This is a genomic window from Tenacibaculum sp. IB213877 (genome assembly GCF_034043975.1).
In the GTDB taxonomy this organism is placed as follows: Bacteria; Bacteroidota; Bacteroidia; order Flavobacteriales; family Flavobacteriaceae; genus Polaribacter.
Genome location: NZ_JAXCHH010000001.1, coordinates 289,086 through 305,597, shown reverse-complemented (window position 1 = coordinate 305,597; position 16,512 = coordinate 289,086). Strand labels below are relative to the sequence as shown.

Annotated in this window: 16 protein-coding genes and 1 riboswitch; of the genes, 7 read left to right on the top strand and 9 right to left on the bottom strand. The window is 32.6% G+C overall.

Annotation, left to right across the window (positions count from 1 at the left end; translation table 11 throughout):
- Positions 1 to 40 precede the first annotated feature (40 nt).
- Complete coding sequence (locus tag SLH33_RS01330) at positions 41 to 415, bottom strand: Fur family transcriptional regulator (RefSeq protein ID WP_320417257.1); 375 nt, start codon at positions 413 to 415, stop codon at positions 41 to 43.
- A gap of 159 nt (positions 416 to 574) precedes the next feature.
- On the opposite strand from SLH33_RS01330, the gene SLH33_RS01325 reads away from it, so the two are divergent.
- From SLH33_RS01325 to SLH33_RS01310, 4 genes are all read left to right on the top strand, one after another.
- A complete protein-coding gene (locus SLH33_RS01325) occupies positions 575 to 1,483 on the top strand; it encodes an NAD(P)/FAD-dependent oxidoreductase (protein WP_320417256.1) in 909 nt (302 codons plus the stop codon).
- On the top strand, positions 1,470 to 1,742 hold the full coding sequence (locus SLH33_RS01320) for a hypothetical protein (RefSeq protein ID WP_320417255.1): 273 nt from the start codon (positions 1,470 to 1,472) through the stop codon (positions 1,740 to 1,742). The genes SLH33_RS01325 and SLH33_RS01320 overlap by 14 nt, the downstream gene beginning before the upstream one ends.
- Positions 1,735 to 2,358, top strand: a complete 624-nt coding sequence (locus SLH33_RS01315) for a class I SAM-dependent methyltransferase (protein WP_320417254.1) — start codon at positions 1,735 to 1,737, stop codon at positions 2,356 to 2,358. Before SLH33_RS01320 ends, SLH33_RS01315 begins: the two co-directional genes overlap by 8 nt.
- Before the next feature lie 49 nt (positions 2,359 to 2,407).
- A riboswitch (cobalamin riboswitch) is annotated at positions 2,408 to 2,593 on the top strand.
- A gap of 172 nt (positions 2,594 to 2,765) precedes the next feature.
- Positions 2,766 to 3,152, top strand: coding sequence for an acyl-CoA thioesterase (locus tag SLH33_RS01310; protein ID WP_320417253.1), 387 nt, complete (start codon positions 2,766 to 2,768; stop codon positions 3,150 to 3,152).
- Positions 3,153 to 3,361: 209 nt separating this feature from the next.
- Here the strand turns inward: SLH33_RS01310 and priA are convergent, their stop codons facing one another.
- The 3 genes from priA to recG form a co-directional block, all read right to left on the bottom strand.
- On the bottom strand, positions 3,362 to 5,809 hold the full coding sequence (priA, locus tag SLH33_RS01305) for a primosomal protein N' (RefSeq protein ID WP_320417252.1): 2,448 nt from the start codon (positions 5,807 to 5,809) through the stop codon (positions 3,362 to 3,364).
- A gap of 241 nt (positions 5,810 to 6,050) precedes the next feature.
- A complete protein-coding gene (locus tag SLH33_RS01300; protein ID WP_320417251.1) occupies positions 6,051 to 6,575 on the bottom strand; it encodes a GNAT family N-acetyltransferase in 525 nt (174 codons plus the stop codon).
- A gap of 23 nt (positions 6,576 to 6,598) precedes the next feature.
- Positions 6,599 to 8,716, bottom strand: coding sequence for an ATP-dependent DNA helicase RecG (recG, locus tag SLH33_RS01295; RefSeq protein ID WP_320417250.1), 2,118 nt, complete (start codon positions 8,714 to 8,716; stop codon positions 6,599 to 6,601).
- 61 nt (positions 8,717 to 8,777) lie between these two features.
- Here recG and SLH33_RS01290 point away from each other — a divergent pair, with 61 nt between their 5' ends.
- Positions 8,778 to 9,995 carry an RsmB/NOP family class I SAM-dependent RNA methyltransferase gene (locus SLH33_RS01290; RefSeq protein WP_320417249.1) on the top strand — a complete coding sequence of 406 codons (1,218 nt, stop codon included), beginning with the start codon at positions 8,778 to 8,780 and terminating at the stop codon, positions 9,993 to 9,995.
- 165 nt (positions 9,996 to 10,160) lie between these two features.
- On the opposite strand, the gene SLH33_RS01285 is transcribed toward SLH33_RS01290, so the two are convergent.
- From SLH33_RS01285 to SLH33_RS01265, 5 genes are read right to left on the bottom strand one after another with little or no spacing between them, the layout of a single operon-like run.
- On the bottom strand, positions 10,161 to 10,994 hold the full coding sequence (locus SLH33_RS01285) for a prohibitin family protein (protein ID WP_320417248.1): 834 nt from the start codon (positions 10,992 to 10,994) through the stop codon (positions 10,161 to 10,163).
- Positions 10,995 to 11,036: 42 nt separating this feature from the next.
- Complete coding sequence (locus tag SLH33_RS01280) at positions 11,037 to 11,933, bottom strand: cation diffusion facilitator family transporter (RefSeq protein ID WP_320417247.1); 897 nt, start codon at positions 11,931 to 11,933, stop codon at positions 11,037 to 11,039.
- Positions 11,934 to 11,976: 43 nt separating this feature from the next.
- Positions 11,977 to 12,369 carry an acyl-CoA thioesterase gene (locus SLH33_RS01275; protein ID WP_320417557.1) on the bottom strand — a complete coding sequence of 131 codons (393 nt, stop codon included), beginning with the start codon at positions 12,367 to 12,369 and terminating at the stop codon, positions 11,977 to 11,979.
- Complete coding sequence (locus SLH33_RS01270; RefSeq protein ID WP_413818249.1) at positions 12,369 to 12,554, bottom strand: CPXCG motif-containing cysteine-rich protein; 186 nt, start codon at positions 12,552 to 12,554, stop codon at positions 12,369 to 12,371. The genes SLH33_RS01275 and SLH33_RS01270 overlap by 1 nt, the downstream gene beginning before the upstream one ends.
- The gene (locus SLH33_RS01265) at positions 12,551 to 14,566 is read right to left on the bottom strand and encodes a VWA domain-containing protein (RefSeq protein ID WP_320417246.1); all 2,016 of its coding nucleotides are present in this window, start codon (positions 14,564 to 14,566) and stop codon (positions 12,551 to 12,553) included. The genes SLH33_RS01270 and SLH33_RS01265 overlap by 4 nt, the downstream gene beginning before the upstream one ends.
- A 101-nt stretch (positions 14,567 to 14,667) precedes the next feature.
- Between SLH33_RS01265 and purB the strand changes: the two genes are divergently transcribed.
- Together purB and SLH33_RS01255 are read left to right on the top strand one after the other, a co-directional pair.
- Positions 14,668 to 16,011 (top strand): adenylosuccinate lyase, encoded by a 1,344-nt coding sequence (gene purB / locus SLH33_RS01260; protein ID WP_320417245.1) that lies wholly within the window; start codon positions 14,668 to 14,670, stop codon positions 16,009 to 16,011.
- A gap of 4 nt (positions 16,012 to 16,015) precedes the next feature.
- On the top strand, positions 16,016 to 16,498 hold the full coding sequence (locus SLH33_RS01255; RefSeq protein ID WP_320417244.1) for a hypothetical protein: 483 nt from the start codon (positions 16,016 to 16,018) through the stop codon (positions 16,496 to 16,498).
- The last annotated feature ends 14 nt before the right edge of the window (positions 16,499 to 16,512 follow it).

Sequence of the window (16,512 nt, the reverse complement as noted above, 5' to 3'; positions counted from 1 at the left end):
TTGTTTCAGCATCGCATACATTTATCCAAATTATTGTAAACTATGAACACTCTTTACACGTACCCGTTAAAACGCAGTTAACGGTCTCAACACTGTATGCAGTATCTATAGAAAAAATAACAGGAATTGGTAGGCATTCAATAGTATCACACTGTGTACAACGAAAGTGAAAATGATGCAAAGGTTTTTTGCTTTCATCACATTTTACACACAAAGCAAAATATTGTTTACCATCCTCAGCAACAATTTTATGAAGCACACCATCTTCACAAAATCTATTTAAAATTCTGTAAATAGTAGCTCTGTTAATATCAATATCAATTCTTTCTTGAATTGCATCCTGACTCATTGCTTTTCCTGACCTTAAAAGTAAATCTAATACTGCTTCTTTTGTTGGTGTATTCCTTCGTTTCATTTGTTAATGCAAATTATTCGCAATAATTTATTGCGATATTGTTGCAATAATAAGAAATTATAGTAAATTTGTCAAGGAAAGGATTATAATTAAAAGAAACGTTGGCTTTTGAGCTTGATTATCTCCTACTCCTTTGTTTAATTTATTAACTAATACAACATGAAAGCTATCAATATTTTTGATGTAATTATCATTGGAGGAAGCTATGCTGGACTCTCATCAGCATTAATTTTAGGAAGATCTTTACGAAATGTACTTGTTATTGACAGCGGAAAACCATGCAATAGGCAAACGCCACATTCCCATAACTTTTTAACGCAAGATGGTAAAACTCCCAAAGAAATTTCAACCATTGCCAAAAAACAAGTTAAAAAATACAAAACTGTGCATTTTTATGATGGTATTGCTGTAAATGGGAAGAAAAACAATGCCGGTTTTAAAATTGAAACTGAGTCTGGAGATATCTTTTATAGCAAAAAATTAATTTTTGCCACAGGTATCAAAGATATAATGCCAGATATTAAAGGTTTTTCTGAATGTTGGGGCATCTCAGTAATTCATTGCCCTTATTGCCACGGATATGAATTTCATGGAAAGAAAACAGGCATTATGTCCAATGGAGATCATGCAATTCATATGGCTTCTTTAGTTAACAATCTTACCAAACATAGTACTTTATTTACACAAGGAAAAGCAGATTTTAATACTGAACAAATTTCAAAATTAAACAAACACCATATTAAAATTCAAGAAGAGGAGATTACTGAAATAGAACATACAAATGGATATTTAACAAATGTAATCTTAACAAATGGTGAAAAATTAACTCTAGATGCTATGTATGCACATGTTCCGTTCAGTCAACATTGTACTATTCCTCAGAAATTAGGTTGTGAACTTACAGAGAGTGGCCATATTAAAATCAATGAATTTCAACAAACTACTATTCATGGTATTTATGCTTGTGGAGACAACACTACATTAATGCGCTCAGTTGCCAATGCAGTATTTGGCGGTAATGTAGCTGGCGCTATGGTAAATAAAGAACTAACAGATGAGCAATTTTAAAAATAGTATGATAGAAGTTTTTACTACAAATATTGAAAATGAATTTCAAGCTGAAAAAATTATTGAAATCCTAGAAAAAAATTCACCTCATATAAAAATTGATTTTGATTTAAGTGAAACGGAATTTCCTTATCCATGTGGCCATACAATTCTCAGGGTTGAAGGCACTGCAATTAATAATCAACACATAATTTCTTTGGTAAAAGAATTAGGGTTTCTCTGTGATATTCTTGAAGATAAACTGTGTAAAAGTGAATAATGTTTTGAGAGAATTTTGGGAAGATAATTTTATAGAAAAACAAGAAATGTGGGGTTTTAAACCTTCACAATCGGCTATGATTATTAAAGATTTTTTTATAGAAAAAGGAATTAAAAACATCCTTATTCCCGGAATTGGTTATGGAAGAAATGCACAAGTTTTTAAAGATAACGGAATAAGCGTAACCGGTATAGAAATATCAAAAACTGCCATAGAAATGGCTAAAAAACACTACGGAACAGATATGGTTATTCATCATGGTTCTGTTACCGACATGCCTTTTGATAACAATCAATACGATGGTATTTTCTGTTATGCGTTAATCCATTTGTTAAATAGCAAAGAGCGACAAAAACTTATTAAAAATTGTTACAATCAGCTAACTACAAATGGTTATATGATCTTTACTGCTATTACCGTAGATGCACCAACCTATGGCAAAGGAAAATTTATTAGTAAAGATCGTTATGAAATACATAAAGGCGTTAAAATGTATTTTTATAACAAGGAATCTGTAAAAAAAGAGTTTGAAAAAGTAGGTTTGTTTGAAATTCAAGAAGTAACTGAAAACTTTCCTTTCTACTTGATTAAATGTAAAAAATTAAAGAAACTGTAGCTTCTAAATCAGAAAATAAGTAATATTACACTTTAAAGTTCTTTCTTTAATTTCATTAAAAAGAAAAGGTTGTACTTAACTGTGTATTAAAAGGGAATCTGGTGTAAATCCAGAACTGTCGCGCAACTGTAAGTAACTTTAAGATTTTATCCTTGTGTTCCACTGTTTTTTTTATATGGGAAGGACGATAAAATTGTTACAAGTCAGGAGACCTGCCTATTCTTAATAACTTTGCTTTCGCGATCTAAAGCTATAAGTTAGATACTTTTTTATACAAATTTACATAGGATACCTATGTCTTGTCGTTTGTTGTAAAACACACTCTTTCTTAACTTTTTATTTCAGCAAAGTTGAAATATTGTATTGAACTTCTTATCAATTACATAATTATAAAAAGTTAAAATAAAATGACTGTAGAAGAGCGTATTGAGCAATCACAAACACGTGTTTTTAAAGCTGTATTCCCAAACACAACCAACCATTATGATACCTTATTTGGTGGAACTGCTATGCAACTTATGGATGAAGTAGCGTTTATTACTGCCACACGATTTAGCAGACAACGCATGGTTACTGTTAGTAGCGACAGAATAGATTTTAAAAAGCCAATTCCTGCCGGAACCTTAGTAGAATTATTTGGCAAAGTAACGTATTTGGGCAATACAAGTTTAAAAGTACGTGTAAATATTTTTATCGAACAAATGTATTCTGATGACAGAGAAAAAGCAGTTAGCGGTGAATTTACTTTCGTAGCTATAGATCAAGATAAAAAACCCATTAAAATCTTGAAATAAACGTGTTTTTTTTGTCAGTTTGAGTGATTTTCATGACATCGGGAATAAAAAATAGTAGTTAGAACTACTTCTATATAATTCTTATGCTCGATACAAATTCACTCGAATTGACAGAATTAATTTAATAATGGGCTGTCATTATGAGCGATGTCGAAGAATCTTAAGAAATCAAAAAAAAATGATTTTAATAATTCTCGAAGTAACGAAAGTTAATACGCATCCACATCAATAATAAAGCGGATAGGTCTAAAATCTTTTACCGCTTCAAACGTATTTTTAATTTTTTGCAGTTCTTCTTTGGTTTTCCCTAACGATTGCTTTGGCGGAATTTTAATCATTAAGTTTTTGATATACTGATTTCTAATTCTACTTACTGCTGGTGCGGTAGGACCCAAAACATTTTCACCAAACACATTTTGCAATGCTTTTGCTAACCAATTAATACCCATATCAACCTTAGTATAATCGCGGTGTTTTAAGGTAATTTTTATCAAACGGTAATACGGTGGATAATGGTATTGCCAACGATCTTGCAACTGTTCTTTATACATTTCATCGTAGTTGTTGGTCGAAACTTGTTGCAAAATTTGATGATACGGATTAAAACTTTGAATAGCTACCTGACCTTGTTTTTTGGTACGTCCTGCTCTACCCGATACTTGTACCATGAGTTGAAAAGCACGTTCGTGCGCTCTAAAATCAGGGAAATTAAGCATGGAATCGGCATTTAATATTCCAACTAAAGAAACGTTATCAAAATCTAATCCTTTAGACAGCATTTGTGTACCCACCAAAACATCAATTTCCTGCGTTTCAAAAGCTTCAATGATCTTTTGATACCCAAACTTACCACGTGTGGTATCGGAATCCATACGACCGATATTGTAATTTGGAAATAACTCTTTGAGTTCTAACTCAATTTGCTCAGTTCCAAAACCCTTGGTATCTAGTGTTGAATTTCCACAAGCACCACAACTCGTAGGCATTGCACGTTGGTAATGACAATAATGACATTTTAATTCACTTCGGAATTTATGATAGGTTAAACTCACATCACAATTCGGACATTGAGGCGACGTTCCGCAAGTTGTACACTCTACAATTGGTGAAAATCCACGACGGTTTTGAAATAAAATCACCTGTTCTTTCTCCTCCAACGCTTCATTAATAAGCTGTAACATCCTATCCGAAAAATGACCCGTCATTTCCTTTTTTCTATGTTTCTCCTTAATATCTATCAGCTCAATTTTTGGTAATTGAATATTACCGTGGCGACGCTTTAATTCTACCAATACGTATTTTTGTTGCGTAGCATTGAACATACTTTCAATAGACGGAGTTGCAGAACCCAACAACACTTTTGCTTTGTGTAATTTACCTAGCACAACAGCAGCATCACGTGCATTATAGCGTGGTGAAGGTTCGTATTGCTTATAAGATGATTCATGCTCTTCATCTACCACTATCAATCCCAAATTTGAAAATGGTAAAAAGATAGAGGAACGTGCCCCTAAAATAATTTGTGCCTTAGGTTTGTTATCCAATACATTATTCCACACTTCCACGCGTTCATTAATGGAATATTTAGAGTGGAATACTGAAATACTATTCCCAAAATACGCTTGTAAACGTGTGATGATTTGCGTAGTTAACGCTATTTCTGGCAATAAAAACAGTACTTGCTTACCACTTTCAATGGTTTCCAGTATTAACTTGGTATACACCTCTGTTTTACCCGAACTCGTTACTCCGTGTAATAACGTAATATCATGTTGTTCAAAGCTTTGTTTGATCTCTTCTGAAGCTTGTTGCTGATGTTCATTTAACTGTTTTAACCCGTTGGTTTCACCTTTAAAATGAATTCTATCCGTTTGTAAATGGTAAAATTCAAAGATATTTTTATCAACCAATGCTTTTAAAATCTGACTCGAAACTCCCGATTTTTGCTCTAAATCTTTCGCTTTTATCGGTTTTTTGATCGATTTTAACTGAAAAAAGGTTAAAACTGCATCGCGTTGCTTTTTGGCTCTTGAAAGTTCATCTAACAATAATTGCAATGCTTCTTCATTTTCGTACTGCGGATGCAATCGAACGTATTTAACCAACTTTGGTTTATAGGTTTCATAGATCTCTTCCTTGATTTCAATTACCGACTTATGTAGCAATTCATTGATAATAGGAAGTACTTTTTTCTTACCTAAAATATCTGCTACTTGATGCACCGTTAATTGCGAATGATGATGCAATGCCTCAAAAATCAAGAATTCTTCATCGTTTAATACACTTTCATCAGAAAACGCATTGTTTTTATACAAAACAGTTTCACTTTCTAACAAAAATGCAGACGGTAACGCTGCTCTGTAAACGTCTCCTAACGAACACATGTAATAATTAGCAATCCACTGCCAATGCTTGAGTTGTTGTTCGTTTACGATAGGCTGTTCATCTAAAATTTGATGAATATCCTTTGCTTCATACAACTCAGGAGCTTTTTGATGAATATTGAAAACCAAAGCTGTATAGATCTTCGATTTACCAAATTCTACCGCAACACGCATTCCTTTTTGCAAGAAATTAGCCTCAGCTTCGGTTACCGAATAGGTAAACGTTTTTTGTAAAGGAATAGGTAATATAACGTCGATGAAGTGTTGTGACAAACTAAATTATTTTTATAAAAGCATTGTAATGTTCATTTTGAATGTCATTCCTGCGTATGCAGGAATCTAAAATAGATAAACTACATAAAAAGATTCCCGCTTTTGCGGGAATGACAAATCTAATTGACTTATAATAAACTTGAATCAAAACTACATAAATTTCACTACATTGTAAACAGAAATCTACAGGAATTACAGTTGTTAATTACCAGGAAAAAGAACCTGCAGTTATAATTATATTTTATTCTTTTAATAATAATTTCATCATTAGGTCGGTTTGTATATCATCCCCTAATTTAAAGATATGTTTGTCAAAGACAACAAACCCATTTTTCTGGTAAAAATGAATGGCTCTCAAATTTTCTTCCCAAACTCCCAACCAAATATAATCTACCTTTTTTTGCCTTGAAATTTCCATTGCTTTTTCAAAAAGCAATTGTCCTATTTTTTTCCCGTAAAATTCTTTTAGCACATATATACGTTCAATTTCAATAGCATTTTCTTCTTTTATTTCTGTTTGTGATTGACCTAAATTAATTTTTAAGTAGCCAACCACAGTCTTATTTTCTAACGCAAAATAAAATTCAGAATTTTTATCTTTTAATTCGGTCTTTAATTTTTGAGTAGAAAAACTTTTCTCCAAATACGAGTTCATATTCTCCTCACTGTTTTCCGAAGAAAAAGCTTCTAAAAAAGTTTGTATGCCTATTTTTTGTAATTGATCTATTTCGTTTGGTACTACCTTTCTAATTTCAATATTTTCCATTTTATACTATTTAGTCTTGGTTGTTAACTAATATTACTCCAAATTCCGCTTCTTTTTTGCAACAAACTAAAGCGTTTTAAAATTGGTGCATTTTGAGGTTTTGATAACTCAGGATCATCATTCAATAACTGAATAGCGGTTTGACGTGCTTTGTATAAAATAGGACTGTCTTTCACTACATCGGCAATTTTTAGATTTAACACACCACTTTGTTGCGTTCCCATAATATTTCCCGGACCACGAAGTTTTAAGTCTACTTCTGCAATTTTAAATCCGTCTGAGGTATCAACCATGGTTTTTAAACGCGTTTTTGCATCTGATGACAATTCATAACTGGTTAATAAAATACAATAGCTCTGTTCTGCTCCACGCCCTACTCTACCACGCAACTGGTGTAACTGACTCAACCCAAAACGTTCTGCACTTTCTATAACCATAACCGACGCATTTGGAACATTTACACCTACTTCAATAACAGTAGTGGCAACCATAATTTGAGTTTCACCTTTTACAAACCTGTCCATTTCGTAGTCTTTATCTACAGGTTTCATTTTACCATGCACGATACTGATTTGATATTTGGGTGATGGAAATTCGCGTGAAATACTCTCGTAACCATCCATCAAATCTTTATAATCCATTGCCTCCGACTCCTGAATTAGTGGATATACCACATATACTTGACGACCTTTATCAATTTCATCTTTTAAAAACTTAAAAACAGCTAATCGGTTACTATCATAACGATGTACCGTTTTTATATCTTTTCTTCCCGGAGGTAATTCATCAATTATAGAAATATCTAAATCTCCATACACAGACATTGCCAAGGTACGCGGAATTGGAGTTGCTGTCATCACCAAAATATGTGGAGGGATAGCCCCTCCTTCTGAGGATGGGCTACTCTTCTCCCATAATTTTCTTCGTTGCGCTACTCCAAATCGGTGTTGTTCATCAATAATGGCAATTCCTAAATTATTGAACTGTACTTTATCTTCTAAAATAGCGTGCGTACCTATGAGTATATGCAAGCTACCGTCCTCCAAACTTTCGTGAATTTCTCTTCTTTTTTTGGTTTTAGTAGAGCCCGTAAGCAATTCAATTTTAATATCTGTTCCTTCTAATAATTCTGCAATTCCGTTATAATGTTGTGTTGCTAAAATCTCGGTAGGTGCCATAATCGTAGCTTGGAATCCGTTATCAATGGCCAACAACATCGTTAGTAACGCCACAATGGTTTTTCCCGAACCTACATCACCTTGTAATAATCGGTTCATATGCGCACCCGTACTTACATCTTTTCTAATTTCTTTTAAAACTCGTTTTTGCGCATTGGTCAGATCGAAAGGTAAGTGATTTTGGTAGAAATTATTGAAGTTCTCTCCTACTTGCTCAAATACAAATCCTTTAATTTTGGCTTTATTGATGAGTTTTTTCATCAGTAATTGCAACTGAATAAAGAATAACTCTTCAAATTTGAGTCTGTATTGTGCTTTGGCCAGTAATTCCTGATCTTTTGGAAAATGAATATTTAATAAGGATTCCTTTTTACCCAACAACTGGTTTTGTTGCATAAAATCATTAGAAAAAGTTTCTACAACACTTCCATAAGCTTGTTGCAAAAGATTTTGCAATATAGATCGCATGATCTTTTGAGAAATTCCTTTGTTAGTGAGTTTTTCTGTAGATGGATATACAGGTTGCATTGCTGTTTGCAACTTCTTTTTATACTCAGAAACTAATTCAAGCTCCGGATGTGGCATATTTGCTGTGCCATTAAACCAATTTAACTTTCCGTAAATCACATACGGAACATTCAATTTTAAGCTATCTTTTATCCACTTTACGCCTTTAAACCATACTAGTTCCATCGTTCCTGTAGCATCTGTAAAGGTAGCCACTAACCTACTTCCTCTTTTTTGTTTAACTGTTTTTACATCAACAATTTTACCTACAATCTGAACTTCAGCTGTATTTTGTTGTAACTGATTAATGGTGTAAAACTGTGTTTTATCGATATATCTGAAAGGAAATAAGTGTAACAGATCGTTACAAGTCTTAATTCCGAGTTCAGAATATAGCAACTCAGCTCGTGCTACACTAACGCCTTTAATGTATGTAACTGGTTGGTTTAAATTCATTGAAAACGAAAATACAAAAAGCCAATTAATCGTGCTATCTTTGTAGCCTTAAATTCAATCAATGAGATTACATAGAAATTTAACGTATGCTGTTATAGACAGTTTGCGAGATATATTTAATGAAGGAGTGTATGCAGACAAAGCTGTTGAAACTGCTTTACGAAGAGACAAACGTTGGGGAGCCAGAGATAGAAAGTTTGTTGCAGAAACTATTTACGATATAGTACGTTGGAAACGTTTATACTCTGAGATTGCCAATGTAAAAGCTCCGTACTCACGTCCGGATTTATGGCGTTTATTTTCAGTTTGGTGTGTATTACGTGGAATTCAATTACCCGATTGGAACCAGATTGAACCTACTCCAACACGAAGAATTAAAGGGAAATTTGATGAACTTTCTAAAATCAGAAAATTTAGAGAGTCTATTCCTGATTGGATAGATGAATTAGGTGTTAAGGAATTAGGGGAAGATGTTTGGACGAAAGAGATCGCTGCTTTAAACAAACAAGCAGAAGTTATTTTACGTACCAATACTTTAAATACAACCAAAGAAAACCTACAAAAGCAATTAGCTTCAGAAGGTATTGATACTGAATTTATAAAAGGTTATCCAGATGCTTTAAAATTAGTAGAACGTGCCAATGTATTTAAAACTGAAGCCTTTAAAAAAGGATTGTTTGAAGTACAAGATGCATCATCTCAATTAGTAGCTGCTTATTTAGATATTGAACCAGGAATGAAAGTAGTTGATACTTGTGCTGGTGCTGGTGGAAAAACCTTGCACTTAGCCTCTCTAATGGAGAACAAAGGGCAAATCATTGCTATGGATATTTACGAAAGTAAATTAAAGAAGTTAAAAGTTCGTGCTCGTAGAGATGGAGTGCATAATGTAGATACTCGAGTTATTGACTCTACCAAAGTGATTAAAAAACTACAGGATAAAGCAGATAGAGTTTTAATTGATGCTCCGTGTTCCGGTTTGGGAGTTATTAGAAGAAACCCTGATAGTAAATGGAAATTAGAACCTGAGTTTTTAGATAATATTAGAAACGTACAACAAGAAGTATTACAAAGCTATTCTAAAATGGTTAAACCAGGAGGAAAATTAGTATATGCTACTTGTTCGGTATTACCCTCTGAAAATCAACAACAAGTTGAGTTCTTTTTAGCTTCAGACGCTGGTAAAGATTTTAAATTTGTAAAAGACGAAAAAGTGTTAGCACATAAATCTGGTTTTGACGGATTTTATATGGCTTTACTTGAAAGAAAACTGCAATAAAAACAAAAAGGCTCGAGTATTTACCAACTCGAGCCTTTTTTCAATCAACTATTAAAAACTAACTAATCACTAACTTTCTTAATGAAAGTAATCTATTATATAGACGGATTTTAAGTTGATTTGTTACAAATATTTTTCTGTTTAACAATACTTTAAGAAAACCATTTATTGGTTTCCTAAAATAATTGGCATTCCGTTTTTACCAGAACCTATTAAAACTACTTTGCTGTTAGATGATTCTGATAATTTTAAAGTAGCCTCAATACCTTTTTCTTGTAAAATCTTATCTGTTAAAGAAGCACTTAAAATTTTATTTGCTGCTGCTTTTCCTTCAGCATCAATCTTTTGGCGTTCTGCTTCTTTTTTTGCTTTTGCTATTCTAAACTCATATTCTAAAGCTTCTTGTTCTTGCTTTAATTTACGTTCAATAGCATCTTTAATAGTTGGTGGCAACTCTACATCACGTACTAATACTTCGTTTAACTGAATGTATTGTTTGTCTAAAATCTTTTTAGTTTCTACAAAAATTTCATCTTGAATTACATCTCTTTTACTTGAATATAATTGCTCTGGTGTATAACGCCCAACAACACTACGAGCTGCTGAACGGATGGCAGGTTTAATAACTCTATCTAAGTAATTTTCTCCTTTTTCACGATGTAATAAGCCTAATTTTTCTACTTGTGGTTGATACCATGCTGAAGCATCTAAACGAATTTCTAATCCGTTTGAAGAAAGCACTTGCATTTGCTCAAATAATTCTTGTTGACGAATTTCATATACATGCACTTTATTCCAAGGCATTACAAAATGAAACCCTTCTCCCATTGGCGGTTCATCAACAGCTACTCCGCCTCCAAAAGTCTTATACAAAACCCCGGCTTGACCAGATTTTATGGTTTCTGTAGATTTAGAAATAAAAATTAATAGTAAAATTGCTATAGGAATTAAAAGTACTCCTCCCCTAGGAAAATTAAAGTCTAATTGGTTTCTTGCCATTTTTTTATGATTTCTGTTTTTTTCAAAGATACAGTTAATTTACTATTGATTTCTGTATTCACAGTCTTCTTCTTTTCTCTCTAACTCTAACGTTATATGTTTTACCCCAAAATTATCTAGTAAACTATGTTTGATGTTCTGTTTAAGGGTTTCTGTTTTATTGGGTATATGTATTTCATCACTAACAACTATATGCGCTGTTAAAATGTTAGATTCTCCATCTAATGTCCATAACTTTATATCATGAGCATCAACTACTCCATCAAACATCAACAATTTTTCTTTTACATTTTCTATAGAAACTTCTTTAGGTGTAGCCATAAGTATGATTTGCAAACTATCTTTCATATTTCGAACCACATTGTACAACACAAAAAGAGCAATAAGTAACGAAAGAATTGGATCTAATATGGGAACATCCCAAAATTGCATTACAATACTGGCTACTAAAACGGCTATCCAACCTAATACATCTTCCAATAAATGCAACGAAACCACACGTTCATTAATCGAATTCCCTTGACGAAGTTTAAAAACGGCTACACCATTAACTATAACACCTAAAATAGCAAGCCACATCATACCGTTGGCATCTGCTTGTTGCGGATTAGTTATTCTTGGTATAGCCTCTTTAATGATAAAAATAGAACCAATAATTAAAATAACTGAATTGATTATAGCTCCTAACAACGAAAATCGTTTGTAGCCATAGGAATATTTTTTATTAGCTTCTTTAGTAGAAAGTTTTTGAAAATACCAAGAAGCTCCTAAGGTGATGCTATCACCTAAATCATGCAAAGCATCAGACATAATAGCCAAACTATTAGTAAAAAAACCGCCGACAAACTCAATAATAGTAAAGAATAAATTTAAAAAGAATGCTGTTTTGATATTCTCTGTAGATGCATCGTGTGAATGGTGGTGGTGATTGTGTCCCATATTGTTTTTTTAAACAAGACCTTAATTATTTAAAAAAGATGCATTATTTGTCTTCTAATCTATCTTTTACATATTCAACTTTTGTTTTTCCATGAGGAATTGGATTTCCATCAGCATCTAAACTTACCATAACAATTTTATCAATGTTTATAATATCTTTACGTGTTAATTTATTTCTAACCTTACAATTTAAAGTGATAGATGTTCTTCCAAATTTAATCACTTCAATTCCAATTTCTATGATATCTCCTTGTTTAGCAGAACTCACAAAATCTATTTCTGACATAAACTTAGTTACTGTTTTGGGTATTTCTAGCTGAATAATAGCATATAAAGCTACTTCTTCATCAATCCATTGTAACAATCTACCTCCAAATAAAGTTCCATTTGCGTTTAAATCTTCAGGTTTTACCCATTTTCTAGTGTGAAATCTCATCATTGTTCTATACTTTTTGCTTCAAAAGTTATTAATTCATTTTGCTGAAAAACTGTAGTAATTTGTATCGGATTACAACATACCTCACAGTCTTCTATATAGGTTTGAGAAGCACTTGCATCCAAAATCATTGAGATTTGCTCCCAACAATACGGACATTGAAAAAAGTGTTCTATTTCCATCATATTTTTCCAAAATATTTGCGTGTAAACCACTCAATAGTTAACAAACCAGCAATTAAGAATAAAATCCATTTCCAGTTTATCAAGTTTTCTTCTTTATCAATAGATTTCTGAGTAGTATAATAGTTTTTATCATTTACCAGAACATTAATCAGCTGCTGTTGCTCTGTTTTATAAAAACGTTTTCCTCCTGAATTATTTGCGAGCTTTTCTAATTTTTGCGTATTAGCTCTTGTAAATTGTTCTTCTATTTGATAATCTGAAATTTTAAATCTACCTGATTTATTAATCGTTTGTCCTTCAACAGTTACTTTGTAAGAATAATCTCCAGCCGGTAACCCCTCAACATTCACTTGATATGCGTTATTTACCAATGAAAACGGATAGATTTTTCTTTCTTTAGTTTCTGAATTCAAAATGCTTATTTGCAACGAAGCCCTATTATCAAACTGATAATTCTGATCTAAATACAACGCTGAAAGTTGGATAGGTTGATTTGCCAAATACAAGTTATCAAAATTCACCTCTAATCGATTTCTCTTTTTATTCGACGCTAAATATTGAACAAAATTTCCAAGAAACTCATCAAACTCTTGAAACGAATTTTCTTTTAAATAGCTTGCCGCTCGCCATTTCCAAATGTCTTCTCCTAATATCACCGCAAACTTACTCTCTCCTTTTTCAAAAGTGGAAATTAAAGGTTCTTCAGTAGAAATGTTTCCTATTCTCTGATACGCTAATGGTTGATTTTCATCAAAACTTACCGAACCAAACTTATCTCTTAACGGAGGAAAGCTTCCAAAACCAATATCTTTTTGCAAGAAAGTTAAGAATTGAGCATTGTATGTTGCTCTGTAATTTTCTGATTGGTTGATTGCTGATTTTTTAATTCCTAGATTCAAGGAATTTACAAAATTCCAATCCGTTTTTGTTCCAGTTACCAATAAAAAATTGGATGTTCGTTGTTGAAAATCGTTTCTAAAATAAGAATTAGGCTGATAAAAAATTACCAATTGATAGTCATTCAAATTTCCTTCGAATTTATTGATTTGAACAATTTCAACTTGTCGTTGTTGATTGCTTTCTATAGCTTTTTTAAACGCTCCCAAATCTGGATGTAAAACAGACGCCAACACCAACACTTTGGTCTGCTCATCAATAACTTCTACCGAAAAATTCTTGTAGTTATTCTTTGTGTTTTTTTCATTTTCCAGCCTTGAAATACTTGCCGAATAATAATGTAATCCTTCTGCATCAGATGTTAAATTAGCAGAAACCGTAGTTGAATTGTTTTCTGGAGAAAGTGAAACTCGTTTTGAAAACACTTTTTTTCCATCTTTGGTGATAGTAAAGACAGACGAAACCGCCTCTTTTCCATCATAAACCACTAAAGCTTCTACGGGAAATTTATTTTTAATATAACTGTATTTATTAACGTTGAGTTGAGAAATTTTGATATCTTGATATTGTGCTGTATCTCCAATCACCAAAGGAAAAACCGCTTGTTTTGAATTGGTAAACTCATAATCGTTTCCAATGGTTTGGTTTCCGTCAGAAATTAAAACCGTTGCCGAAAGTTGATTTTTGTATAAATCATTTACGGATTGTATAGCTTTCGCAATATTGGTTTGCCCTTCATCAAAGTGCAAACTATCTAAAACCTGAATGTTTTTTCCGAAGGAAAAGAAATTCACATCAAATTTATCGTTCAATTTGAAGTTCCTTTTAAACTCCTCAACAAGTTGTTTAATCTGAGCTTCTTCTTTAAAAAACTGAGCAGATAGTGAATTATCAACCAAAACTGATAAAACTGGTTTGGTGTTTTCTGTCCTAGTGTTTTTAATCTTCGGATTAATAAGCAATAACAATAATAAAAAAACACTTAATGTTCTTAAAATAAAAAGAAGAATGTTGATTTTAGGCGCATTTTTAACTTTATAGAAATACTGAAAAAAACCAACAAAAACACTAAATAAAACCGCTAAAATGATGTAAAGAAGTGTCGTAGCCTGCACATTTTTTTGTTTAAACCGTGAAGATAAAAATATCTACTAAAAATACTTAGTTAAACCTTACATTTTTGATATTTTTGTGTCTTTCAACACAACTAACAAAAATGAATTTAACAAGTTTAAACGCCATCTCTCCTATTGACGGTAGATACAGAAACAAAGTAACCGATTTAGCTCAATATTTTTCTGAAGAAGCTTTAATAAAATACCGCGTAAAGGTAGAAATTGAATATTTTATTGCGCTTTGCGAAATTCCGTTACCACAATTAGAAGACATCAACAGAACTGTTTTTGTTGATCTACGTAGAATTTATGAAGATTTTTCTACAGAGGATGCGCTAAGAATTAAAGAGATTGAAAGCGTTACCAACCATGATGTAAAAGCGGTTGAGTATTTTATCAAAGAAAAGTTTGACAATTTAAACTTGCAAAAATACAAAGAGTTTATTCACTTCGGATTAACATCACAAGACGTTAACAACACTGCAATTCCGTTGAGTATTAAAGATGCTATTGAAGAAGTTTATTTTCCTGAACTTGATTGTTTAGCATCAAAATTAGCTGAGCTTTCTGAAGAATGGGAAAATGTACCCATGTTAGCACGTACGCACGGTCAACCAGCTTCTCCTACTCGATTAGGCAAAGAAATTTTTGTGTTTGTAGAGCGTATCAATCAACAAGTTTTACAATTGCAACACATACCAAGTGCTGCAAAGTTTGGTGGTGCCACGGGTAATTACAACGCTCATAAGGTTGCTTATCCGAATATTGATTGGAAAAACTTCGGAACTCATTTTGTAGAAGATGTTTTAGGGTTACATCATTCTTTTCCAACCACTCAAATTGAACATTACGATCACATGGCGAGTTTATTTGATGGGATGAAACGTATTAATAATATTTTGATTGATTTAGATCGTGATATTTGGACGTATGTTTCTATGGATTATTTCAAACAGAAAATTAAAGAAGGAGAAGTCGGTTCATCTGCAATGCCTCATAAAGTAAACCCAATTGATTTCGAAAATTCTGAAGGAAATTTAGGAATTGCCAATGCTATTTTTGAGCATTTAGCTGCTAAATTGCCTATTTCTCGTCTGCAACGTGATCTAACAGATAGTACGGTTTTACGTAATGTTGGCGTTCCGTTTGGGCATACGTTAATTGCTTTTAAAGCCACTTTAAAAGGATTGAACAAGTTATTGTTAAATCAAGAGAAGTTTGAGCAAGATCTAGAAAATAACTGGGCGGTAGCTGCGGAAGCTATTCAAACTATTTTACGTCGTGAAGGCTATCCAAATCCGTATGAAGCATTAAAAGGATTAACACGTACCAATGCTAAAATCACCCAACAATCAATTGCAGATTTTATTGATACGTTAGAGGTTTCATCAGCAATTAAAAACGAATTGAAACAAATAACTCCATCTAATTACACAGGAATATAGGTAGATGAGAAAAGAGAAAAGAGAAAAGAGAAAAGACTTGTCAGTTCGAGTGAATTTGCGAAGCATAAGCAAATTTGTGTCGAGAACTTTTATATTATCAATTTTAATCGCTTCTTGTACCAACCAACCTAAAGGAAGTGCAGAGCGTTTTAAGTACGGTACATTTGAAATTCCTGCGGGTGATGGTTATGGTAAGACCATAATTGTTCGTAAAGACTCGTTACAAATTGAAGAGTTTACAAAAAATGTAAGCATCTCTAATGACAGCGCTACATTTGTCAAAGAAGAAAAACATATTGACACGCTGTTCATTAAATGGAAAAATAACTTCGCATATACTTTGCGAATGAAAAGTCCAAAAACTAAATTAGATAAAGACCCTATTTTTGTTCAAATAACCAAAGTAACTGATTCTTCATACGACTTTACCGCAAAAATTGGTTATTCTAATTTCAAACAAAAAGGAACAGTATACATTAAAGAATAAAGAAAATAAAAACT